General features: G+C 53.1%; 22 protein-coding genes. 9 read left to right on the top strand and 13 right to left on the bottom strand.

The annotated features are described in order from the left end of the window. Nucleotides 1-23: 23 nt before the first annotated feature. From HPY86_00385 to HPY86_00355, 7 genes are read right to left on the bottom strand one after another with little or no spacing between them, the layout of a single operon-like run. Nucleotides 24-2,576, bottom strand: coding sequence for a hydrogenase iron-sulfur subunit (locus HPY86_00385; GenBank protein ID NPV13381.1), 2,553 nt, complete (start codon nucleotides 2,574-2,576; stop codon nucleotides 24-26). A gap of 9 nt (nucleotides 2,577-2,585) precedes the next feature. After that, entirely contained in the window at nucleotides 2,586-4,127 is a 1,542-nt protein-coding gene (locus tag HPY86_00380; protein NPV13380.1) for a hydrogenase iron-sulfur subunit, read from the bottom strand. After that, entirely contained in the window at nucleotides 4,124-5,980 is a 1,857-nt protein-coding gene (locus HPY86_00375; GenBank protein NPV13379.1) for an FAD-dependent oxidoreductase, read from the bottom strand. The genes HPY86_00380 and HPY86_00375 overlap by 4 nt, the downstream gene beginning before the upstream one ends. Beyond that, a complete protein-coding gene (locus HPY86_00370; protein NPV13378.1) occupies nucleotides 5,977-6,519 on the bottom strand; it encodes a pyruvate ferredoxin oxidoreductase in 543 nt (180 codons plus the stop codon). Before HPY86_00370 ends, HPY86_00375 begins: the two co-directional genes overlap by 4 nt. Beyond that, entirely contained in the window at nucleotides 6,509-7,399 is an 891-nt protein-coding gene (locus tag HPY86_00365) for a 2-oxoacid:ferredoxin oxidoreductase subunit beta (GenBank protein ID NPV13377.1), read from the bottom strand. The genes HPY86_00370 and HPY86_00365 overlap by 11 nt, the downstream gene beginning before the upstream one ends. After that, nucleotides 7,396-8,550 (bottom strand): 2-oxoacid:acceptor oxidoreductase subunit alpha, encoded by a 1,155-nt coding sequence (locus tag HPY86_00360; protein NPV13376.1) that lies wholly within the window; start codon nucleotides 8,548-8,550, stop codon nucleotides 7,396-7,398. The genes HPY86_00365 and HPY86_00360 overlap by 4 nt, the downstream gene beginning before the upstream one ends. Further along, complete coding sequence (locus tag HPY86_00355) at nucleotides 8,540-8,836, bottom strand: 4Fe-4S dicluster domain-containing protein (protein ID NPV13375.1); 297 nt, start codon at nucleotides 8,834-8,836, stop codon at nucleotides 8,540-8,542. The genes HPY86_00360 and HPY86_00355 overlap by 11 nt, the downstream gene beginning before the upstream one ends. Nucleotides 8,837-8,956: 120 nt before the next feature. Here HPY86_00355 and HPY86_00350 point away from each other — a divergent pair, with 120 nt between their 5' ends. The 9 genes from HPY86_00350 to HPY86_00310 all read left to right on the top strand — a co-directional run bounded on the left by HPY86_00350 (nucleotide 8,957) and on the right by HPY86_00310 (nucleotide 16,668). Further along, a complete protein-coding gene (locus HPY86_00350) occupies nucleotides 8,957-9,415 on the top strand; it encodes a hypothetical protein (protein NPV13374.1) in 459 nt (152 codons plus the stop codon). Between the two features lie 83 nt (nucleotides 9,416-9,498). Then, complete coding sequence (locus tag HPY86_00345) at nucleotides 9,499-9,951, top strand: nucleoside deaminase (GenBank protein ID NPV13373.1); 453 nt, start codon at nucleotides 9,499-9,501, stop codon at nucleotides 9,949-9,951. Between the two features lie 4 nt (nucleotides 9,952-9,955). Beyond that, nucleotides 9,956-10,207: a 4Fe-4S binding protein gene (locus HPY86_00340; GenBank protein ID NPV13372.1), complete on the top strand. Its 252-nt coding sequence runs from the start codon at nucleotides 9,956-9,958 to the stop codon at nucleotides 10,205-10,207. Then, a complete protein-coding gene (locus tag HPY86_00335) occupies nucleotides 10,204-11,310 on the top strand; it encodes a 2-oxoacid:acceptor oxidoreductase subunit alpha (protein ID NPV13371.1) in 1,107 nt (368 codons plus the stop codon). The genes HPY86_00340 and HPY86_00335 overlap by 4 nt, the downstream gene beginning before the upstream one ends. Then, nucleotides 11,307-12,134 (top strand): 2-oxoglutarate ferredoxin oxidoreductase subunit beta, encoded by an 828-nt coding sequence (locus HPY86_00330; protein ID NPV13370.1) that lies wholly within the window; start codon nucleotides 11,307-11,309, stop codon nucleotides 12,132-12,134. The genes HPY86_00335 and HPY86_00330 overlap by 4 nt, the downstream gene beginning before the upstream one ends. Continuing rightward, complete coding sequence (locus HPY86_00325; protein ID NPV13369.1) at nucleotides 12,131-12,685, top strand: 2-oxoacid:ferredoxin oxidoreductase subunit gamma; 555 nt, start codon at nucleotides 12,131-12,133, stop codon at nucleotides 12,683-12,685. Before HPY86_00330 ends, HPY86_00325 begins: the two co-directional genes overlap by 4 nt. Before the next feature lie 32 nt (nucleotides 12,686-12,717). After that, nucleotides 12,718-13,329 carry a GNAT family N-acetyltransferase gene (locus HPY86_00320; GenBank protein ID NPV13368.1) on the top strand — a complete coding sequence of 204 codons (612 nt, stop codon included), beginning with the start codon at nucleotides 12,718-12,720 and terminating at the stop codon, nucleotides 13,327-13,329. A 291-nt stretch (nucleotides 13,330-13,620) separates the two neighbouring features. Further along, entirely contained in the window at nucleotides 13,621-15,336 is a 1,716-nt protein-coding gene (gene hutU, locus HPY86_00315) for a urocanate hydratase (protein NPV13367.1), read from the top strand. 3 nt (nucleotides 15,337-15,339) lie between these two features. Beyond that, entirely contained in the window at nucleotides 15,340-16,668 is a 1,329-nt protein-coding gene (locus tag HPY86_00310) for a hypothetical protein (protein NPV13366.1), read from the top strand. On the opposite strand, the gene HPY86_00305 is transcribed toward HPY86_00310, so the two are convergent. The 6 genes from HPY86_00305 to HPY86_00280 all read right to left on the bottom strand — a co-directional run bounded on the left by HPY86_00305 (nucleotide 16,645) and on the right by HPY86_00280 (nucleotide 21,493). After that, nucleotides 16,645-17,157, bottom strand: coding sequence for a hypothetical protein (locus HPY86_00305; protein ID NPV13365.1), 513 nt, complete (start codon nucleotides 17,155-17,157; stop codon nucleotides 16,645-16,647). The two genes, HPY86_00310 and HPY86_00305, sit on opposite strands and share 24 nt — an antisense overlap. A gap of 49 nt (nucleotides 17,158-17,206) precedes the next feature. After that, entirely contained in the window at nucleotides 17,207-17,566 is a 360-nt protein-coding gene (locus HPY86_00300; GenBank protein ID NPV13364.1) for a hypothetical protein, read from the bottom strand. 73 nt (nucleotides 17,567-17,639) lie between these two features. Next, a complete protein-coding gene (locus HPY86_00295) occupies nucleotides 17,640-18,164 on the bottom strand; it encodes a DUF177 domain-containing protein (GenBank protein NPV13363.1) in 525 nt (174 codons plus the stop codon). Between the two features lie 5 nt (nucleotides 18,165-18,169). Then, nucleotides 18,170-19,168 (bottom strand): MoxR family ATPase, encoded by a 999-nt coding sequence (locus HPY86_00290; GenBank protein NPV13362.1) that lies wholly within the window; start codon nucleotides 19,166-19,168, stop codon nucleotides 18,170-18,172. 50 nt (nucleotides 19,169-19,218) lie between these two features. Then, on the bottom strand, nucleotides 19,219-20,316 hold the full coding sequence (locus tag HPY86_00285) for a fructose 1,6-bisphosphatase (protein NPV13361.1): 1,098 nt from the start codon (nucleotides 20,314-20,316) through the stop codon (nucleotides 19,219-19,221). Between the two features lie 124 nt (nucleotides 20,317-20,440). Continuing rightward, nucleotides 20,441-21,493, bottom strand: a complete 1,053-nt coding sequence (locus HPY86_00280) for a hypothetical protein (protein NPV13360.1) — start codon at nucleotides 21,491-21,493, stop codon at nucleotides 20,441-20,443. Nucleotides 21,494-21,579 lie beyond the last annotated feature (86 nt).

Below are 21,579 nucleotides of genomic sequence, written 5' to 3'. Positions count from 1 at the left end.
AAAAGCAGGATGAAACGACGCGGTTAATGGATTAACAGCAACCGAAGGCTGTTGCTTTCGCAATGGGGACAGGAGCGCTCTTGCGGCTGATTTGGTATCCAGTGATGTTTTGACTCTTTGCCACAGCGCAGGCAGACAAACGGCATTTCGCCCGCGGTCTTGGGCTCAACCCGTAAGGCTACCTTGGGCGGGTTGGCAAGAATCTGCTTTGTCTGTTCAATCTCTTCTCGTGTCACCGTTGCCCGGAGCCGTTCCAATTCCTCCATAGTCTTGACAAACCGGGGCGCCTGTGCCGCGGAAATCCATTCCAGTTGCAACCTTTCCGGTCTGATTCCCCATGCCTCAAGTTTGTCCCACAGTTTTTCAACCCGGCGCTGGGTTTGCCGATTGGCATTGAGGTAGTGACAGTCCGCATAGTGACAGCCGGAGACAAGAACAACCGGTGCCCCGAGCTCAAACGCCTTGAGCACAAACTTTTCGGCAACCCGGGCGCTGCACATCGTCCGAATTAAAACCTGAGTTGGTGGGTATTGAGACCGGCCCAGTCCAACCGTATCCGCTGCCGCATAGGAGCACCAGTGGCAGGCAAACACAATCGCTTTCGACTCGGGCTCTTCTGCCAGCGCCGCCTCAATCTGGGCGAAAATCTGTTCGTCCGTGAACTGATGCGCCTCAATCGCCTCAAACCGGCACTCGGCAGCACAGTTGCCACAACCGGCACAGACCGCATCAATCGCCTTTGCCGGCGCACCGCGCTGCCACTCCACCGCCTTGAATGTACAGACCGGCGCGCACATACCGCAGGCACGGCACCTGTCAGTAATGACCTCAACCGTATTTGGTTCTGCTGCGAGGGACCCCTGTGCCAGAAGCCGCGCTGCCCGCCCTGCTGCGGCACTTGCCTGTGTCACCGAATCCTTGACATCCTTTGGTCCTTCCGCACAACCGGCATAAAAAACCCCGCGCACGGGCGAATCAACCGGTTGCAGTTTGGGATGTGCCTCAAGCAGGAAACCTTCAGGGTGAAGTTGTAACGACATCAGTTGCTGAATCGGTTTGGTCTCAACCCTGGGTTTGACTCCGGTCGCCAGGACTACCATTTCTGCAATATGTTCCTCAACCTTGCCGGTTTCGGTGTTTTCCACATAAAGTTTTAAATTCCCGGTCTCCTTGTCCTCAACCACTTCCCCTGGAATCCCGCGGATGTACTTGACGCCAAGCCGCTTGGAACGCCACAGCATCTCCTCAAACCCTTTGCTGAAGGCACGCAGGTCAATGTAGAAAACCTTGATATCCATATCCGGGTAATGCTCCTTGAGCACCAGACTGTCTTTAATCGTGTTCATACAGCAGATGTTACTGCAGTAGGGCGTGCCCTGTTGCGCACAGCGCGAGCCGACACACTGAATAAAGGCAATACTGTTCGGGCGCCGGCGGTCACTGAACCGGATGAGTTCACCGCCTGTTGGTCCGCCAGACGATGCCAGCCGCTCAAACTCCATTGCCGTAATCACATTTGTTGCCCTGCCATAGCCAAACTCGGTACGAGACAATGGGTCAAACGGCTCCATACCGGTGGCAACGATGATTGCACCCACCTCAAAGGTCAACTCTTTATCCTGAGCGTTCAAATCGATGCACTTCTTTTCGCACGCCTGCGCACATTTGCCGCAGGCAATTGGATTTAAGCCCAGACAGTCAGCAGGATTAAGTACATATGCCGCCGGAATCGCCTGCGGGAACGGCTGATAAATCGCCTTCCTTAGCGCCAGCCCTAAGTTAAACTCGTCCGGCACCAGTTGCGGGCAAACCTTGGCGCAATCACCACACGCGGTGCACTCCCGCTCATCAACAAATCGTGCTTTCTGCCGAACTGTTACCTTAAAGTCACCAACATGACCCGCAACTTCCTTAACCTCGGCAAGGGTCAGGAGTTTGATTTTCGGATGCCGACCGACATCCGCCATCTTGGGCGCCAGTATTCATATCGCACAGTCCATCGTCGGATAGGTTTTGTGCAACTGCGCCATCAACCCCCCGAGCGAAGGCTGACGCTCCACCAGATACACCTGATGACCCGCATCTGCCAGGTCAAGGCTCGCCTGAATACCGGCAACACCGCCGCCAATCACCAGCACCGCATCCTTTAAGGGAAAACGGCGCGGGTTGAGCGGTTTCAGCGCCCGGGCTTTTGCCACCGCCATCCGGACAAGATGGCACGCCTTTTTCGTTGCCCGCTTCGGCTCCAGGGCGTGAACCCAGGAACACCCCTCGCGGATGTTCACCATCTCCATCAGAAAGGGGTTCAATCCCGCCTGTGCCACACAGGCACGAAAAGTGGGTTCGTGCATCCGTGGTGTACATGCCGCCACCACCACCCGGTTGAGTTTATACTCGGTAATCGCCTTTTGAATCTCCTTCTGTCCTGGTTCCGAGCAGTTGTAAAGGCTGGTTACCGCATAAACCACATCGGGTAAGGTTCGGGCGTAATCTGCAACCGCTTCGACATTGACGGTGCCGGCGATGTTGGTGCCGCAGCGGCAGACAAACACGCCGATTCGCGTCTCTTGGCTCATCGTGCTATTCTACTCCTTATCTGCAAAAAAATCAATCAGATTAACAATCTTTTGCGCCTTATTATTATTTCCCCGACTCATCTGGGCGCAGCGCAGATGAATTTCACACTTGCCGCAGCCGGTAATGAGAGTTTCCGCCTTTACCGCCTGCCACTCCTGCAGGCGTCGGTCTTGCAGCAATTTCACTGCCGCCCCGCACTCCAGCCACGATGTCCCACCACAACACAAACCCTCGCTGCGATTGTGCGCCATCTCAACCAACTCAACCCCATTGACCTGACCAATCAACTGGCGCGGAGCATCTTCGACCCCAAGATGTCGGCTCAACCGGCACGGGTCATGATAGGTTACCCGTATCTGCGTTCCATTACCAGCAGGCTTAAACCCGTGTTCAAAAAGAAACTCACTGATATGCTTTAATTTCAACTCCGCACCCTGTGTTCCGGCAAGTCGCGGGTAGTCCAGTTTGAATGTCCGCAAACATTCCGGACACAGAAAAACAACCTCTTTTACCCCGGCATCCTGCAATTGAGTTAAATTGTGCCGCGCAAGTTTCTTTACGGTGCGGACATCGCCCAGCCATAGCAAATCGTGGCCACAGCACCGCTCATCCGCCAGAATTACCGGCTCAATCCCGAGCCGGTTCATAATCCGCACCGCATTGCGCAATGTGCCCACCTGATTCACTTCCATCTCCTTAAACAGGACATCAAAGTAAGGCGCGCATCCGGTCCAGAGGGCAATTTCCCCTCTATCAGCAACCCGCAGGTCTGAACTAATCCATTCCCTTCGGTTCTGGGGCAAAGTTGTTTTTGCCATCATCCGGATAAGCGTTTGCACAACCCCATCGTGTGCCATTACAGGCTGCGTACCCTGCTGAAAGGCAATCACCCGCAACCGCAATATCTCTTCGGCGATGCTCTTTCCTGAAGGACAAACCGTTTTACACAAATCGCATCCCAGACAGGCGTAAAGAGCCCTGGTCTTTAATGGTGCATCTTCGGTCCCCGCCTTCTGCATCAACCGCCGGGGTGAAAAACCGAGCCCGGTGCGGGCAACCGGACACACACCGCTACACCTGCCGCACTCAATACAGACAAAATCGGTTTGTCTCTTTGTTCCGGCGGGCGCAAAATTGTCATCATTTTCCGGTTCGATACCAACTGCTACTTTCTGCCCGCTTGACCTGTTGCTCGCTAACCGGACGCTAAACAAATCATCGTGCTCACTTCGCTCTGACACCGGGACAAAACGCACCGCTTCAGGATTAAACCCCATAAGGTTTAGTAATTGCCGGCTGGTTTCTACCTGTTTTCGGGCATTTTGTGCCCCAATCCCATGCCGGCACTCCTGTTCCGGGCAACCCAATAGAACAACCTGGTCAGCGCCGTACTCAAACGCCTGTAAAATCGAACCGGTCCCGACCTGGCCAATGCAGTTTACCGTGCGATATCCAAATCCGTTTTTTACCAAAACCTCTTCCGGCACCAGTACAGACACCCGTTCACAGACAAAGGCAAAATTTCTGATTGGAGGTAAACTTCGGCTCATCGCTGGTTATAATAACCTACCGGCACAAATTTGAGATAACTCTGCAATGCACCGCTCGGACAAACGGTCAAACAGTTGCCACATCCCCGACAGCGCCGGCTATCAACTACCGCCACCTGAATACCAGAATACCACTCCTCGCGCGTAATCGCCTCGTGCGGGCAAGCATCAACGCACCTTCCACAACCCCGGCACAACTCCTTTTCTACCCTGACAATCAAAGGTTGTATTACGCCCGGGATGTACCGCTCCCCTTTTTCATCATTAAATTTTATCGTCACCGGTAGCTCTTCCACTCCGTCAGGAAAAACTGTTTCGAGCGAGTGGATTCGGAGAAATGTTGTTTCAGTAAAGTCATCAGTCCGAATTGCCACCTGGTGTTTCGGGCAGGTCCGATGGCACCGAACACATTCACCACAAAAGCCGCAGCGCAAACAGCGCTCTGCCTCCTGTATCGCCTCTGCTGGTGTCAAGGGTTCCTCCACCTCGGCAAAAATGTTGCGCTTTTCCGGTACCAGTTGCCGCGGTCGCACCCGGCTCCTGGGCACCGCAGTTAGCACCGGCATTTGAATCTCCAGTTGTACCTCGGAAACTTTTGTCATTGGTTCGGCGCCGCTGATGAACTTGTGAATCGCACTTGCGCCCCGATGGCCACTGGCAATGGCGTCAATCACCGTTGCCGGACCGCCTGCGGCATCGCCACCAACAAAAACACCAGATGGCAAATGGTCAATATCCTTCTCCACCTTCTGACCCAGTGCGGTAATAACCCAATCAGCATTAATTACAAATTCCGAACCCGGAATCGGCACCGGTTTTCTTCTGCCCGACTCATCAGCCGCGCCCAGTGTATTACGCACACAACGCAATCCGGTAACCTTTCCTTCTTTATGAATAAACTCGACCGGCTGGGTAAGATATTCGATGCGGATATTCTCGGCTTCTGCTTCAGACAGTTCCTCTTCACCAGCCGGCATTTCCCTTCGGGTCCGGCGATAAACAATCCAGACCTCTTCGGCACCGAGCCTCTTTGCGACCCGTGCCGCATCAATCGCCGAATTTCCACCCCCAATCACCAGAACCCGACCGGACAGAGTTTTCATCTCACCGGTAAACGCCTTTCTCAAAAAGGAAAGGGCATCTATCACCCCGAACAGTTCATCCTCCAGCGGCCGACCAAGCGTCAAACTTTTCTGGCAACCCGGAGCATAAAATACCGCGGCAAAACCGTCTTTGAGAAGCCGTGCCGGTTCATCGATTTTGGTTCGGGTAAACAGTTCCACCCCTAAACCAAGAACCGAATCAATCTCCTGCTCAATCACTGGTCGGGGCAAACGGAAAGGCGGAATCCCCCAGATGAGCATCCCGCCCGGTTTTTCCTGCGCCTCAAAAATCGTCACCTGATACCCCAAGCGGATTAGGTCATTTGCTGCGGTCAAACCGGCGGGACCGGCACCAACTATCGCAACCCGCTGCGGTCTTTTAACTGTATCTGCGGGTAATACCGCCCGGGGTTGATTGACCGCATAATCGGCAATAAATCGTTTCAGGGCGCGAATTGCCACCGGTTCATCAAGTTCGGCGCGGCGGCACTCCTGCTCACAGGGATGGGTACACACCCTGCCACAAATTCCAGGTAAAGGATTGGTTTGCCGTACCACCTCCAGCGCCTGCTCAAACTTGCCCGCGGCAATCAAACCGACATAAGCCTTGACATTAACACCAGCCGGACAGGCAACTCGACAGGGTGATTCGGGCGCCAATACGATTTGAAACTCCCGGTCCCTGATTTTCAGGCTCGCCACTTTTGAGCGCAACGCCTCTTTAAGAGTCAAACCATCCTTAGCCTTCATACCGACTTCTTCTTTTCCTGCCCAAGCTCATACCCCTTTTCCAGCGCCACGAGGTTTTTCTCAAGCAGTCGCGCGGGCAGTGTGTCCTGAACCGCCTTGATTAGCGCCTCTTTGGGAACAACACCGGTCACCGCGACCACAAACCCGAGCATCACCATATTGGCAAACATCCGATTCCCCAGACCTTCCGCAATCCTCGTTGCCGGGATGGTAAACTCTTTAACCCGACCAAAATGGTTATGAGGGCGTACCAGGTTTTCCTCCCAGATGAGAATCCCCCCATCCTTTAATGTCGGCTCAAACTTCTCATACGCCTCCTGGGACATCGCCACTAAAATATCGGGCGCAGTTAAATAAGGATAAAGCACCCGCTCTTCAGAGATAATCAACTGCGCTGAGCAGGCACCGCCTCTCGCTTCGGGCCCGAAACTCTGGGTCAGGGTCGCATATTTGTTATCATACAGGGTAGCAGCCCGGCCTAAAACCATCCCCATCATTATGATACCCTGACCGCCAAACCCGGAAAGTTTAATCTCCATCTTCCATTGGTCCTTGATAGGGAACGAACTTCTCGCCGACACTGGAACGCAAAAAATCGTTCATTGCCTCAAGATAGGTGGGTTTTCGCTTCTGGACAAACCTTCCAACAACAATTGGGCCCTGATAGTTTATTTCGCACTCCCGGGTGTCGATATCGTTCTTAACCACCGACTTTTCCTGATAGTATTTTACAATCTCCAGCCCGGAACCTAACTGATTGCGCCGGCCATAAACGGTCGGACAGGGCGAAATCACCTCAACAAAACTGAACCCGGCGTGCATCAGCGCCTCTTTGAAAGCCTGAGTCATCTGCCGGACATGGAGCACGGTCCAGCGTGCGACATAGGTTGCGCCGCAGGAGTCAACAAGAAACGGGATGTTAAACGGGTGCTCAAAACTGCCATAAGGTGCCGTGGTCAACTTAGCGCCCTGGGGCGTGGTTGGTCCAAACTGACCGCCGGTCATCGCATAGTTGAAGTTGTTCACACAGATGACCGTCAAATCCATATTACGGCGTGCCGCATGAATCAGGTGATTACCACCAATCGATACCAAATCGCCATCGCCGGAGATAATCACCACTTTTAATTTCGGATTACCCAGTTTTAAGCCAATCGCAAACGGTATCGCCCGGCCATGGGTGGTATGAAACGAGTCCAGATTCACATATCCGGCAGCACGGCCTGTGCAACCGATACCCGACACCACAACCAGGTCCTCGCGGGGAATAGCACTTTCCCGTACCGCGGTCAAAAAAGAGTTCAAAACAATACCCAGACCACAGGTCGGACACCAGATATGGGGAATCCGGTCCACCCGCAACAGGTCGTCAAGCGGATGCTGGTTAAGACCAAAGATATTGGCAGTTGCTTCGCTCATCGGGCACTCTCCATTATCGCCTCAAAGATGGCTTTCGGGTCATGAACCCAACCGCCACAATGGGGAACATGTCTTGTCCGGGCGCGGTCGGCAACCACCCGCTGCAACTCGAGATACACCTGACCCAGATTTATCTCGGGCATAATAAACGCCTTTACTTGCTCCGCCAGTTGTTTAATCCGGCGTTCGGGAAAGGGCCAGACGGTTATCAGCCGTAACATCCCAACCTTCACACCGCGGGCACGGGCGTCTTCAATCGCCTTGAACGCAACCCGGGCGCTTATCCCGTAAGCGACCACCACCACCTCGGCATCTTCCAGCTGGTACTCATCAACCATAATAATCTTTTCACTGTTTTTGCGGATTTTGTCAACCAGATGAGTCACGCACCAGTTCTGGCATTCGGCATTAATCACCGGATAACCCCTTTCATCGTGCGTCAATCCGGTAATGTGAATCCGATAATCCTTTCCTGCCCGTACCATCATCGGTACCCCATCATCTGCTGGCTTAAAGGGTCGATACTGCTCTTTGGGACCGCGATACCACCGCCTGGGCACCGTCTTTATCTTTTCCGGCTCAGGAATCACCACCTTTTCGGTCATATGACCCACGCATTCGTCCATCATAAACAGGACCGGCACCCGAAACTGCTCGGCAAGATTGAAACAGGTAATCGTCAAATCAAAACACTCCTGGGGTGAGGCGGGTGAAAGGGCGATTATCTCATAATCGCCATGCGAACCCCAGCGGGCTTGCATCATATCCTGTTGCCCGGTTAAGGTAGGTAGCCCGGTTGAAGGACCGCCCCGCTGGACATCAACCACCACGCAAGGCGTTTCGGTCATCACCCCGAGTCCGATATTCTCCTGCATCAACGAAAACCCCGGACCCGAAGTAACAGTCATCGCCTTGGTACCGGCCCAGGCTGCCCCTAAAACCGCTGCGATTGATGCCAGTTCATCCTCCATCTGGATAAAAGTACCGCCCACCAGAGGAAAACGCTGGGCGATGCGTTCGGCGATTTCAGTGGAAGGGGTTATTGGATACCCGGCAAAAAACCGACACCCGGCAGCAATTGCGCCCTCAGCACAGGCATGGTCGCCATCAAGAAAGTGCACGCCGGTCAGCACAACACCGTTATTTTTCAACCTTTCCTCCTGAAATGGTGTTTTCGTCTTCCGGTGCCGGTGTTGTCCAGATGGCAAACTCGGCACAGATTGCGGTGCAGAGTCCACAGTTAACACAGCGCTCCGGGTATTTAACAACCGGTGGGTGATAACCCCGACGATTGAAATCGGTTGATGCTTCAAGCACCTGTTTTGGACAATAGGTAATACAGAATCCGCACCCCTTACACCGCTCAACCAAAATGTGAACTACGCCCCGGGGCGGTTTCTTTTGGTCCGCATCTAATGGTTTGCGCCAGAGTTTCATTGAAATAAGAATGTGATTATAAAAGCTAAAATCCATCGGTCAAGAAAAAGTCCGCGGTCTGGTTAAATTGACTTGTGATATCTATCGAGTAACATAATTCAAACAATAAGGAGGCGTTGCATGCGTTATGCAGTTGTTCTGACTACAGTGGTGTTCGCACTTATTTTGGTGTCGAATACCGGATGTATGAAATGTGGCGAAAAGGCACCCGAGCAGGTTGCCGAAAGGATGATTGAGCAGGCAAGCGGTGGTAAGGTCAAAGCCGATGTCGGGACTGTTGACATCTCGGACCTGCCCCAGCATCTCCGCTATCCGAATGCCGTTGCCAAAGCAAAGTGGCAGGCAAACACCGAGGATGGTGCCGGAACGATGTGGGCATTTGAAACCCAGGACCCGCGTCCGCAGGTTGTGCAGTTCTACAAGAACGCCCTCGCCAGCTGGAAGTCTTCGCTCACCAGTGAAACGCAGGAGCTGACGATGCTGATGTATGCCAGCCCGGATGAAAAGGAGTTTGTCGCAATAAATGTCACAACTCAGGATAAAGGGACAGCACTGCAAATCACCTATACGAAAAAATAAGGAAAGAAAACTGCACAATTGATAGCCACCACCGGTAACGGGAAAATTGTGATATGAGCGAAAGGGTATCGGACTACGAGGCGATGGAAAGGGCGATTGAACAAGCCCGCATCGGAATCAACTCCGGTCAGGCACCTTTTGGCTGCGTCATTGTTAAAGACGGTCAGATTATCGCCGCTGCGCACAACACCGTGTGGCAGGACAACGACCCATCCGCCCATGCCGAGGTCAATGCCATCCGTCAGGCTTGTCGCCGGTTGAAAACGATTCATTTGACCGATGCTGTTATGTTCTGCACCTGCGAACCCTGTCCAATGTGCTACTCAATTGCCCACTGGGCACGAATCGGCAAAATTGTCTTCGGGGCGCGGATTAGCGATGCCCGGGCTGCCGGCTTCAACGAACTGGAAATCTCCGCCCAGCAGATGAAAACCATCGGCCAGGACAAAATTGAAATCGTCCCGGACTTTTTAGCCGAAAAATGCCGCGCGATTTTTGAACTGTGGCGCCAGCAGGGCATCGGCAAACCCTATTGAACCAATGAAGAAGTTTCTCCTTGAAGAACCGGTTGAGGTTGTCGGACCTAAAGGACATCGCCACCGATTGCTAAAGCACTTCTGTAAAGGCTGCCGCATCTGCGTCGCCTTCTGCCCGACGCAAACCCTTGACCTTGACGAACGATTCAAAGTAACGGTTGCCCATCCGGAACGGTGCATCGGTTGCCGGTTGTGCGAACTGCGCTGCCCGGATTTGGCGATTTTTGTCACCCCGGCAAAAAGAAAGCAAGAATGAAGCAGTTACTATCCGGTAACGAAGCCTGTGCCATCGGTGCCATCCGCGCCGGCGTGCGCTTCTTTGCCGGCTATCCCATTACCCCTTCCACCGAAATCGCCGAATACCTTTCCCGGGAACTACCGCGGGTCGGTGGGACTTTTATCCAGATGGAAGACGAAATCGGTTCTATCTGCTGTATGAATGGTGCCACCGCGGCTGGTGTCAAGGCGATGACCGCCACCTCCGGACCGGGATTTTCTTTAATGCAGGAAGGAATCGGCTATTCAATAATGGCAGAACTGCCCTGTATCATTGTCAATGTGATGCGGGGCGGACCGGCAACCGGCACACCAACCCGCACCTCCCAGGCGGATGTGATGCAGGCGCGCTTTGGTACCCACGGCGACCATCCGATTGTCGCCCTCTGTCCCTGGAGTGTTAGGGAATGTTTTGACTTAACGGTTGAGGCGGTCAACATCTCCGAAAGGTTACGGATTCCGGTTATCGTGTTGATGGACGAAATCGTGGGTCATATGCGGGAGGTGGTTGAATTACCCGAAACGGTTAAAATCTGGCAGCCGGACAAACCTAAACCGGCGCCCAACCAGTACTACCATTACGATGACAGCAACAATTACGATGCGCCCATTGCCAGTTTCGGGGAAGGTTACCGCATTCATCTCACCGGCTTAACCCATCGTAAAGACGGATTTCCCACTGATGACCCGGAGATTATCAAATGGAACCTGGACCGGCTCCGCAACAAAATTGAGCAGAACCGCTCCTGGCTCTGGGACATCTATTACGAAGACATCGGCTCGGAAACGGTAATCGTCTGTTACGGCAGTGCTGCCCGTGCCGGAATGGAGGCAAAACGCCAGTTCGAACTTAAGACGGGCCGCCGGGTTGGCATTGTTCGGCTCCGGATGGTCTGGCCCTTTCCGAACGAAAGACTCATCGCCCTTTTGCGCAGTGCGCGCCGGGTGATTGTTCCGGAAATGAATCAGGGACAACTTTACCGGGAAGTGGAACGCACCGTAAGTCTGCAGGTCCCGGTGGTTTCGGTCCAGCGCTACGATGGTGAGATGCTCACCCCGGAGGAGATTATTGCCCACTTATGATTGAACTGAAAGACGACCGATTCCTTGAATACTTTCGGCTTGATGAAAGGTTTCCCCATATCCTCTGTCCGGGCTGCGGCATCGGTACTACGATGGCAACGATGGTGCGGGCTTTTCTCGAACTGGGTATAAAACAGGATGAACTGTGCGTTGTCTCGGGAATCGGTTGCTCTTCCCGCGTGCCGGGCTATCTGGACTGCGACACCTTTCATACCCTGCACGGCAGAGCCCTGCCTGCAGCAACCGGCGTAAAACTGGCAAAACCCGAACTGAAGGTGGTCGTGATTGGCGGCGACGGCGACATTATGGCAATCGGCGGCAATCACTTCATCCATGCCGCCCGGCGCAATCTTGACATTACCGTAATTGTCGTCAACAACTTCACCTATGCGATGACCGGGGGTCAGTACTCACCCACTACCCCAACACACGAACGGGCTGCAACCGCACCCTTTGGCAATGTCGAGCGCAGTTTTGATGTCTGTTTTCTTGCCCGGGCAGCAGGTGCAATGTTTGTCGCCCGCAGCACCACCTTCCATGTTGCTCACTTAAAGAAGATGCTCGAACTGGCGCTCAAAAAAACCGGGTTCAGCGTCGTTGAAGTTATCAGCCAGTGCCCGACTTTCTATGGCCGGTATCAGGGTATCGGTGATGCGGTGCAGATGCTGGAGTGGCTGCGGACTCGCGCTGTTGATGTCAGTAAAGTTACCGACCCCTGGCATCAGAAAGACAAATTCGTTATCGGTGTCCTGCACGACCAGCAAGAAATTGCGCCCTATACGCAACTTTACGAAGAGGTTCGGGAACGCTCCAAAGGAAAATGAAGAAGATTGAAATTCGTTTTGCCGGAACCGGAGGCCAGGGTGTAATTCTTGCCAGCGTGGTCTTTGCCGAAGCCGCTGGCGTACACGAAGGCTGGCAGGTTGTCCAGACGCAGAGTTACGGACCTGAGGCACGCGGCGGTGCTTCCAAAGCCGATGTCATCATCTCGGATGGGCCAATCCTTTTCCCAAAATGTCGAAAACTGGACTTTCTTGTCTGTTTGAGTCAGCCGGCGGTGGAAAAGTACCTGAGCGACTTAAAGGTCCGGGGAATGGCAATCATCGACCGCTTTTATGTGCACGAGTGTCCTCACCCGAAAACGGTCTGCCTGCCTCTTTCCGAAACCGCCCGTCAGGAACTGGGTAGAGAGCTTTTTACCAACATCGTTACCGTTGGCGCTGTGGCACGCATCACCGGCCTCGTTACACTCGAATCCCTGAAAAAGACCGTTGCCAGCCGTGTGCCGAAACAGTTTATTGACATCAATGCGAAAGCGATTGAACTGGGCTGGAACCTCGCCGAAAAAACCACCACGCCATTATCTACCACCTGACGCAGCCATCGCTTAGATTTGATTGAATTGAGATGAACCCAATCCGGTTACCGAACCATGCCCCGGCAGTGGAAAAGGCGGTCTCAGTCCTTGCCGGTGCCTTTATGGTTGACCCGCTCTGGAAAAACCTTTTCCCGCAAAACCAGAAGCGCTTCAACGCTCTTTCTTCTGTTCTACATCTTCTTATTCGCTATGGACTTAACTACGGCTGGGTAAATACCAATCCGGAAATCACCGCGGTCGCGCTCTGGCTTCCTTCAGACCGAACCCGTCCCCATCTCCTCAACTCCTTTTCCTCAGAGGCGCTAATCCTTCCTTTCCGCCTGGGATTCAAACCGCTCCGTCTGATGCTCAAATTTGACCGTTTTCAAAATCAACTTCACAGACAGGTCATCGTCAATCCGCACCGTTACCTTGCCCTCCTTGGGGTTGCTCCGGAGCATCAGGGCAAAGGGTTCGGCACCGCATTGCTCCAGGTGGGTATTGAAGAAGCGCTTAAACACAACCAGTCCATTTATATCGACACGACAAACGAACGCAACATTCCCTTTTACGAGCGGTTCGGATTCGAACTGGTAAAATCCCTGCCACTTTCAGAACCACGAATCACCCTGTTTGGCTTACTCTATAAACCGCAACCCTGATGGAATATTATAGTCAACCAGACCACAAACCTTTAAGTTTACTGACCACTTTTCGTCTCAACCTTATTACCAACCAAGCCCGACACTCAATCACTAACGCTCAAAACAAAGTTATACTTTAAAGTATAACGGACTTAGAGCAGCTTTTATCTATAACCAATTGTAATTTAGCAAGTTAACTTGTAATTAACCAATTTTCCCTACCCAACCCGGGAGTAGTTTCAGGGATAGTAATGGAAATTGTGTTGACATTACCCCAATCCGCATCTATCATTTTGAGAGGTGACACTTATGAAAGAAGGTTTTGAATATCAACTAATCCGGGCGCCACGAGGTAAAAATCTCTCCTGCAAAGGCTGGCAACAGGAGGCAGCGCTCCGGATGTTAATGAACAACCTTGACCCGGAAGTTGCGGAAAAGCCTGAGGAGCTAATCGTTTATGGCGGCACCGGCCGGGCAGCAAGAAACTGGCAATGTTTTGAGGCGATAGTCCGGTGCTTAAAAGAACTGGAAAATGACGAAACCCTGCTTGTCCAGTCGGGCAAACCGGTCGGGGTCTTTAAAACATTTACCTATGCGCCACGGGTTTTAATCGCCAACTCCAATTTAGTCCCGCACTGGGCAACCAAGCCGTACTTTGACGAACTGGAGGCGGCAGGTTTGATTATGTATGGCCAGATGACCGCCGGTTCCTGGATTTACATCGGCACCCAAGGAATTTTACAGGGAACTTACCAGACATTTGTCAGCGCTGGAATCAAGCACTTCGGCAGTGGCGATTTAAGCGGCAAACTGGTCGTCTCCGGTGGCTTGGGTGGAATGAGTGGCGCTCAGCCCCTTGCCGCGACGATGGCAAATGCCACCTATCTTGGTGCCGAGGTTGACCCGGCACGAATTGAGCGCCGAATCGCTTCCCAAAAGCCCCGCTATCTTGACGAACGCATCGACGACCTGGACAAAGCGATTGATGCCGCGCTTGAGGCAAAAGCCCACCGCATCGCCAAAAGCATCGCCTGGTGTGGTAACATCGTTGACCTTTTGCGCCGTCTGGTTGAACGCAACATCACTCCAGACCTATTGACCGACCAGACCTCGGCACACGACGAACTGAACGGCTATGTGCCTGCGGGCATTACCTTTGCTGAGGCGCTAAAGTTGCGCCGCACCGACCCAGCGGAATATCGGAAGCGTGCCTATCAAACGATGGCAGAACATGTCCGGCTGATGCTTCTCCTCCAAGCGCGGGGCGCGGTAACCTTTGACTACGGCAACAATCTGCGCGGCAAGGCGATTGAGGGCGGATTTTTAGCCGAAGAAGAGATACGCACCCCGGGTAAAATCGGTTCCTGGAAGTACCCCGGTTTTGTTCCGGCATACATCCGGCCGCTTTTCTGTCACGGGATGGGACCTTTCCGCTGGGTGGCGTTGAGTGGCGAACCAGAGGACATCTTTGAAACTGACCGCATCGTCGCTGACCTCTTTCCGGAAAACCAGCCCCTGCTCAACTGGCTCAAAAAAGCCGAATCAATGGTACCTTTCCAGGGGCTACCCGCCCGCATCTGCTGGCTCGGCTACGGCGAACGGGACAGGGTCGGCTTAGCGTTCAATCAGGCGGTTCGAACCGGTAAGTTACGCGGTCCAATTGTCATCGGCCGTGACCATCTTGACACCGGTTCTGTGGCTTCTCCGAACCGGGAAACCGAAGCGATGCTTGACGGCTCCGATGCGATTGCCGACTGGCCCCTGCTCAACGCCTTGCTTAATGTCGCTTCCGGCGCCTCCTGGGTGTCGATTCACTCCGGCGGTGGTGTTGGCATCGGTTATTCAATCCACGCCGGTCAGGTTACGGTATGTGATGGCTCACCGGAAATGGATGAGCGCATCAAGCGCGTCCTGACCAACGACCCGGGAATTGGCGTCTGTCGCCATGCCGACGCCGGCTACGAAGAGGCAAAGGCGGTTGCCCGCGCCCGTGGTATCAAAATCCCGATGCTTGAACAAGAGTAAAGCGTGCACCGTTTCCATTACCGGGCACCGCTGTTCTTTACCATCTTCCTTGGCTCGTTCTGTGGCCAGTTCAAAACCCTATCCCGTGCCGACCTGCTCAACCCCGAAGAAAAACTGGAATATTTGATTCTCAAAGCCCTTGACCCGGATGCGGCAAAACAGTACCTGACCCTTGCCTCTTCTTCGGACCGGGCTGATTACCGGAACTGGTTCTGGCAAAACCGCTCCGGAACCGAGCACGCAATTTACCTCGCCCGGGCAAACAAGGCTAAAGAACTGTTTGGTTCAATTGACCTGCTCAACGACGAACGGGTTATCACCTATATCCGCTACGGTGCGCCCCGGCGCGAAGAGTACACGCCAAAGCCTTTAACCACCGATTCCGGTACGATTTTTGTCAATCCGGCAGAAATCTGGACTTACGATTCACTGGGCATTCAAATTGACTTCGTGAAAACCGGCACCGGTTTCCGTCAGGTTGGACAGTCCCGCTTTGGTAGAAACTGGTTTCCCCCCGCGCTGGAACCGGTTGATTACGGCAAACCACCGCCACCACCACCGCCCGACTATCGTCCCCTTGATTTTGCCCTCGCGCTTTACCGGCTCAGTCAGCACAACGATTCGGTTGTGGTTGAAATCCATTACGGGATTGCCAGTAACGATCCGGCTTTGGTTTGGGGTAAACAAAACCTGTTCTACATTGAATTGAAACTGAACTCGCGGCGTTACTCTACCGTCAGCAAAGGCTGGTTTGGCTGTACTCCGGACTCGCAAGTATCCTCTGTCGTGGGCCGCCAGACACTCATCTTACCCGTTGACATCTACTCGGTAACCGCCACCGCCACAACCCTTGACGGTAAAAACCGGGCAGAAATCAATAAGGAACTCAACCTCATCGACTATCTCCGACGCACCCAACCCTGTTCTGACATCATCTTTTACACCCTGGTTGACTCAACCTTTCAGAGCCCTCAGTTTGAACGCGGTGACTGGCGCCGGGTTGTCCCCTTGTTACCACTGGAAATCAAGACCGGCAGCACCTGCTACCTGCTTTACGAAATTTACCACCTAACCGTAGATTCGCTGAACCAGCATCGGATTGAGGCAACCTATGAAATTATGGACCTCGCTACAAAACAGGCGGTGGTCATCCCGACACCAACCCGTTTTATTGCTGGTACCGGCACAACTGGCACCGCGGTCGAACGGCTGCACACGATGGACTTGAAGCCCGGTGAGTATCTCATCATCGCCCGGGTTCGGGACTTAAACAGCGGTAAAACCGTATCCCTTACCGCCCGTATCCGGCTAAAACCAGACCGGACGCACTAAACATAAAAGATAAATTACTGCCATCACAACCCAGGTGGGCAAATCACTTAACGCCCGGTGCAGGTCAAACTTGACCGATTTGGGCTCAAGACCGCTTTGCCCCAGTGCCTGTTTTTCCGCATAAGCAATAAGCCCGTACTCAATCAGAAACCCCAGGACCACGCCCAGCGCCAATCTCAAGTCCGGTTTAAGGCAGACAAGCACCGCCAGAACCAGAAGAAAGTTGCCCGCATAAATCGGGTGGGGAAAGATGCGATAGGGCCCACTTTTCACCACCTTCTCGACGCCGACAGTTCGGGCTCGTGCTGCCGCACCGATATGACCCATCGCCCAGAACCGCAATAGCAAACCGGCAAAAATGAGAGGTAACCCGGCAAGACACGACCGTATCGTGGGCTTTCCGAAAAAGTAGACTATGGCGAATGCTAAAAACCCGATAACGCCCCGCCAGCGAAAAAGGAACCGCCCGATTGCCACCGCAATTGCCACAGTTATACTATGAAGTCCTAATTTACAAACCTAATAAAAACAGGCGGGCTCAAACGAGCAGGTTTTCCAGCCGCATTATTGACCAGAGCGGAACCTTATTGGGACAATCAAGGTCCTTGCATTCAGGCGGCGGTTCGGGCGCGGGCAAATCTTTATAAGGAACCGGTGGCACTTCAACCGGTGGAAAATTAATCCCTTCGACCATCGCACCCGAAAGAAATCCAACCACTCGCCCCATCCGGTCCCAGACGACATTATCAAAGAAGAAACCGCGATGGCGCCCCTGCGTATCGTAAAGCGTCTTGCCAATAAGAAATCCCCGGGGCTTGCCTAAAAAGTCATAGACAACCGTGCCACAAATTCGATAAACCGCTTTACCGAAACGATTAAAAACCACTTTCTCGTGCATTATTCCTCCCAAAATTAAATTTCGTGTTAAAGTATTGCGAACTCATTGCCGCTGTCAAGAAAATAACCACCAGTTATCTCTTCCCCGATGTCTTTTGGTTACACCGACACGCTTCAAAATTCAAATTGGCGCCGCATTCCGGGCAGATACCCCGACAGTCAGTTCGGCACCGCGGTGCAATCGGTATCGCCAGATGAATAGTGTCCCGGATTAAACTGCTCAAATCAATAAAATCGGCATCGATTGGCACCCGGTCAAGTTCCACCGGCTCCAGTTCCCGGGCATAACTCCCGGACCGACTGCGTTCCAGACTGGTAAACTCCGCAGTTATCTCCTCGGTAAACTCCTGCTCGTACTCCTGCCAGCAGATGGCACACTCCAATTGCGCCCGGAACTGCATCCAGCCCCGCACCAAAAACCGCTGACCGCTCCGGGTTATGTTTACCGCGACCTTGATTCTGCCGGTAAGTTTCTGAAACGAAGGGTTCTCCTTTACTTCCTGTAACTCACAGCCAAAATCGCGCGGTTCTCCTTCCAGTTCAAACTTATTGTCCCCCGGTCTCAGGGTCGCAAGCGCAATCACCCCTAACTTCCGCATCGTTTTTACCTCGGACATTCTGCCAGTAACCGCTCAATCACATCCTCGGACCGGACACTTTCTGCCTCTGCCGCAAAACTGGTAACAATGCGGTGTCGCAATACCGGTAAAGCGCACGCCTTGACATCGTCAATCGTAGGGGTATATCGCCCGGCAAGCATCGCGCGGGTCTTTGCCGCCAGAACCAGATACTGTGATGCCCTTGGTCCAGCACCCCAGCTCACCCATTCCCGCACAAACTTGGGTGCCTGGGGATGTTTAGGCCGACTCAACGCCACCAGGCGCACCGCATACTCCACCACCTCATCCGCAACCGGTACCCGGCGCACCAGTTCTTGCAGGGCCGTGATTTCTGCTGCGGAAAGTACCCGCGTCAGCGTCGGTGTGTATGCTGAAGTCGTACTCTTCACAATCTCCTTCTCCTCTTCGGCACTGGGATAATCAACCACCACCGAAAACATAAATCGGTCCAGTTGTGCCTCAGGCAAAGGATAGGTACCTTCAAGTTCAATTGGGTTCTGCGTTGCCAGAACGAAAAATGGCGCCGGTAACTGGTAAGTCTGCCCTGCTACTGTGACCCGGTACTCCTGCATCGCTTGCAGCAGCGCCGCCTGGGTTTTGGGCGGGGTTCGGTTAATCTCATCCGCCAGCACAACATTGGCAAATATCGGACCGGGCACAAATCGAAACCGCCTCATTTTGGTCTCGGGGTCATCCTCAATAATCTCGGTACCGGTGATGTCCGATGGCATCAAATCGGGCGTGAACTGAACCCGGTTAAAAGAAAGGTCTAAAACCTGCGCCAGGGTGTTTACGAGAAGCGTCTTTGCCAGACCCGGAACCCCGATTAAAAGGGCATGGCCATGGGCAAGCAAACAAATCAGCACCTGCTCCACCACCTCTTTCTGGCCGACGATGACCTTCGCAACCTCGGCTTCGATGCGCCGCCGCGCCTCACCAAGCCGGGCTACCGCCGCAACATCACTCCCGCCCTCTTGATTTATTGCCACAATTGACCGTCCTTGTGAAAAGACCTCTTTTTTATAACCCGATGCTACTTTTCTCGCTTCAGGAGTTTATTCAACACCTGAGGCAGGGTTGTATACTCCATCTCCTTCAGACCCAGCCGGTGCGGTTCAAATGGTCCGTGCCGGCGCATATAGTCTGCCAGTTCGTTTGCTTCCTGTCTTGCCCGGTCAAACCCCGGATCATCAAACATATCCCGCGGTCCAACCAACCGTCCATTGTCAAGCTGAAAACCGAGGGCGATTACGCGCGGCGGACCGTCAAACCTTGACGGTGTTGCCTGATGTTGTGCCACCGGCATCAAGGGACCGTAATGCGAACCCCGCATCCAGCCTGATACCAGATGGGGAAAGACAAACGCCTCCAGTACTTCACCCACCGCCGGAAAGCCCGACTGACAGCGCACCATCATCACCGGGTCGTCTTTGCCTACATATTTGCCCGCAATTAACGCCAGCTTCTGGGTCGAACTGGTCGCGGCAATCTCGCCATCCTTCCGGTAAACATTCTTCACACAATAGTTCTCTGGTGACCCAATCAATACCAGAAGGTCGTACATCTCCTCGGGGCAGGAAAGTTTCATATCCTTCCCCTCAAAAACATCGTGGACCTCAAAGACAAACCCATCGTGCATTGAGGGGTCAATAACCAGACCGATGGTGTTGAACGGGTCGGCAAAAATCTTGAACAGTGGCAGATTCCAGGCACCGGGCGCACACTTGTCGCCGCAGAACACAATCAGCGGTTCGGACTTGCGCTCAACAAAACTCATCTCGGCAACGCCCGGACCCATCCCTTTGACATTGCCGGAAAATGCATCCGCCAGCATATCCTGACCGGCGCCGTAAAGCTTTAACTCCTGCGCCCGGCGGGTGCACTCCATAAATGTATCCCACGCCAGTTTATGAACATCGGCACAGTCATTGCCTCTGGTATGGGTCATAATCAGTTCGAGGTCATCGCCACAGCTCGTCACATAAAAATCAATCAAAAGTCCATTGCTTTTGGCACGGTTGAGCATCTCCCGGGCAAGGGCAATGATGTCTGGATGACTTGCCGAATGACCAACATAACCGCCGATATCCGCTTTGATTACCGATACTGTTACCCTATCGTTTTTACCCACATTTTCCTCCTTTTAAAATTTTGCCATTGTCTCTTCCGGTGAACAACTCTACTGATTAACACCATTTAAGTTAAATTATAATTCATTGCCCTTAATGGTCAAGATAAACAGGGGAAACGCAAACTCAACAGTTCAACACAGTGCGCGCAATCTGCGCCATTGCCCCGGGTGGACCCAATAACTTCTTTACCAGTGCCAATTTGAGCATCATTTTTGCACGATACTCCTCATCTTCTAAGAGTCGTCTTACAACCTTATTGAGGCTTGCCCAATCCGGTTCAAACAGTTCGGGCACCGCCCGCTCTTTTAACACGAGATTAGGAATTGAAAAGTATTCAAGCCGCACGAACATTCGGGCAAAAAAACGGCTGGGCTGGTCAAAATGGTAGCAGACCACCATCGGTGTTCCGAGAATCGCGGTCTCCGCTGTTGCTGTACCCGAAACCACGACCGCGGCTCGGGCATAGCGTATTATCTCATACCGGTTTTCGGGCGTAACCCGCACCATTCCCTCAGGCAATGGCATTTCCTCCCCACCGATAATCACACCCTTTAATGCCGGGTAGTCGTGTTGTAACTGGCAAAATAGTTTTATAAACAGGGGCTGATGAAACCTGATTTCTTTAATCCGGGACCCGGGTAAAAAGGCAAGGTACTTTGTTTTTTCGGCAAAACCCAGCAGCGCCATGGTTTCGGATTCAGACCGCCGTGCCACCACGGCGTCAAGCAATGGATAGCCGAAGTAATGGGCATTCAACTTTAAACGCCGCAAAATCTCCTCTTCAAAGGCAAAAAGGCATATAAACCTATCCGCACAGCGGGGCAGCATCTTTACCCGAAACTTGCCCCAGGCCCAGAACTGAGGTGGTGCCAGATAGACCACCCTTATGCCCTGCTTTCGCACGATTCGGCTCAAAATGATATTAACCCCGGGAAATGAGATGGGAACGAACACATCAGGACCGAACTGTTTTATTGTCCTTGACGCCGTCGTCAAAACTTTTGCCAGCCGGCTTATTTTTGTCATCCCCTCCCAGAACCCCATTGTACTGCCCAGCGTGCGGGCGATGTCAAATATCGTAACTTGTGTTTGCGGGTCCAACCTTTTGAATTCCGCCTGCAGCAACCCGGCAAGGATAAAACCCGATTTTTCACCCGCGGCAATCAGAACTTTCACCGTCAGCAAGGTTACCCCTGGGCTTAATTTTGTCAAATTCCTCCCGGCTTCACAAAACGGTTTTGTTGACATCGCCTTTTACTCCT

It is taken from the genome of candidate division WOR-3 bacterium (assembly GCA_013177935.1).
Taxonomy (GTDB): Bacteria; Hydrothermota; Tepidihabitantia; order Tepidihabitantales; family Tepidihabitantaceae; genus Tepidihabitans.
Note: the sequence above shows the minus strand (reverse complement) of the source record. Positions and strands in the feature narration are given on the sequence as shown.

What these genes read in the sequence shown, in the direction of transcription:
- HPY86_00345 (NPV13373.1), top strand. Translation starts at nt 9,499, where the DNA reads ATGGAAAGGGCGATTGAACAAGCCCGCATCGGAATCAACTCCGGTCAG.
- HPY86_00320 (NPV13368.1), top strand. Translation starts at nt 12,718, where the DNA reads ATGAACCCAATCCGGTTACCGAACCATGCCCCGGCAGTGGAAAAGGCG.
- hutU (NPV13367.1), top strand. Translation starts at nt 13,621, where the DNA reads ATGAAAGAAGGTTTTGAATATCAACTAATCCGGGCGCCACGAGGTAAA.
- HPY86_00330 (NPV13370.1), top strand. Translation starts at nt 11,307, where the DNA reads ATGATTGAACTGAAAGACGACCGATTCCTTGAATACTTTCGGCTTGAT.
- HPY86_00350 (NPV13374.1), top strand. Translation starts at nt 8,957, where the DNA reads ATGCGTTATGCAGTTGTTCTGACTACAGTGGTGTTCGCACTTATTTTG.
- HPY86_00300 (NPV13364.1), bottom strand. Translation starts at nt 17,566, where the DNA reads ATGCACGAGAAAGTGGTTTTTAATCGTTTCGGTAAAGCGGTTTATCGA.
- HPY86_00365 (NPV13377.1), bottom strand. Translation starts at nt 7,399, where the DNA reads ATGAGCGAAGCAACTGCCAATATCTTTGGTCTTAACCAGCATCCGCTT.
- HPY86_00335 (NPV13371.1), top strand. Translation starts at nt 10,204, where the DNA reads ATGAAGCAGTTACTATCCGGTAACGAAGCCTGTGCCATCGGTGCCATC.
- HPY86_00295 (NPV13363.1), bottom strand. Translation starts at nt 18,164, where the DNA reads ATGCGGAAGTTAGGGGTGATTGCGCTTGCGACCCTGAGACCGGGGGAC.
- HPY86_00370 (NPV13378.1), bottom strand. Translation starts at nt 6,519, where the DNA reads ATGGAGATTAAACTTTCCGGGTTTGGCGGTCAGGGTATCATAATGATG.
- HPY86_00355 (NPV13375.1), bottom strand. Translation starts at nt 8,836, where the DNA reads ATGAAACTCTGGCGCAAACCATTAGATGCGGACCAAAAGAAACCGCCC.
- HPY86_00380 (NPV13380.1), bottom strand. Translation starts at nt 4,127, where the DNA reads ATGAGCCGAAGTTTACCTCCAATCAGAAATTTTGCCTTTGTCTGTGAA.
- HPY86_00340 (NPV13372.1), top strand. Translation starts at nt 9,956, where the DNA reads ATGAAGAAGTTTCTCCTTGAAGAACCGGTTGAGGTTGTCGGACCTAAA.
- HPY86_00325 (NPV13369.1), top strand. Translation starts at nt 12,131, where the DNA reads ATGAAGAAGATTGAAATTCGTTTTGCCGGAACCGGAGGCCAGGGTGTA.
- HPY86_00375 (NPV13379.1), bottom strand. Translation starts at nt 5,980, where the DNA reads ATGAAGGCTAAGGATGGTTTGACTCTTAAAGAGGCGTTGCGCTCAAAA.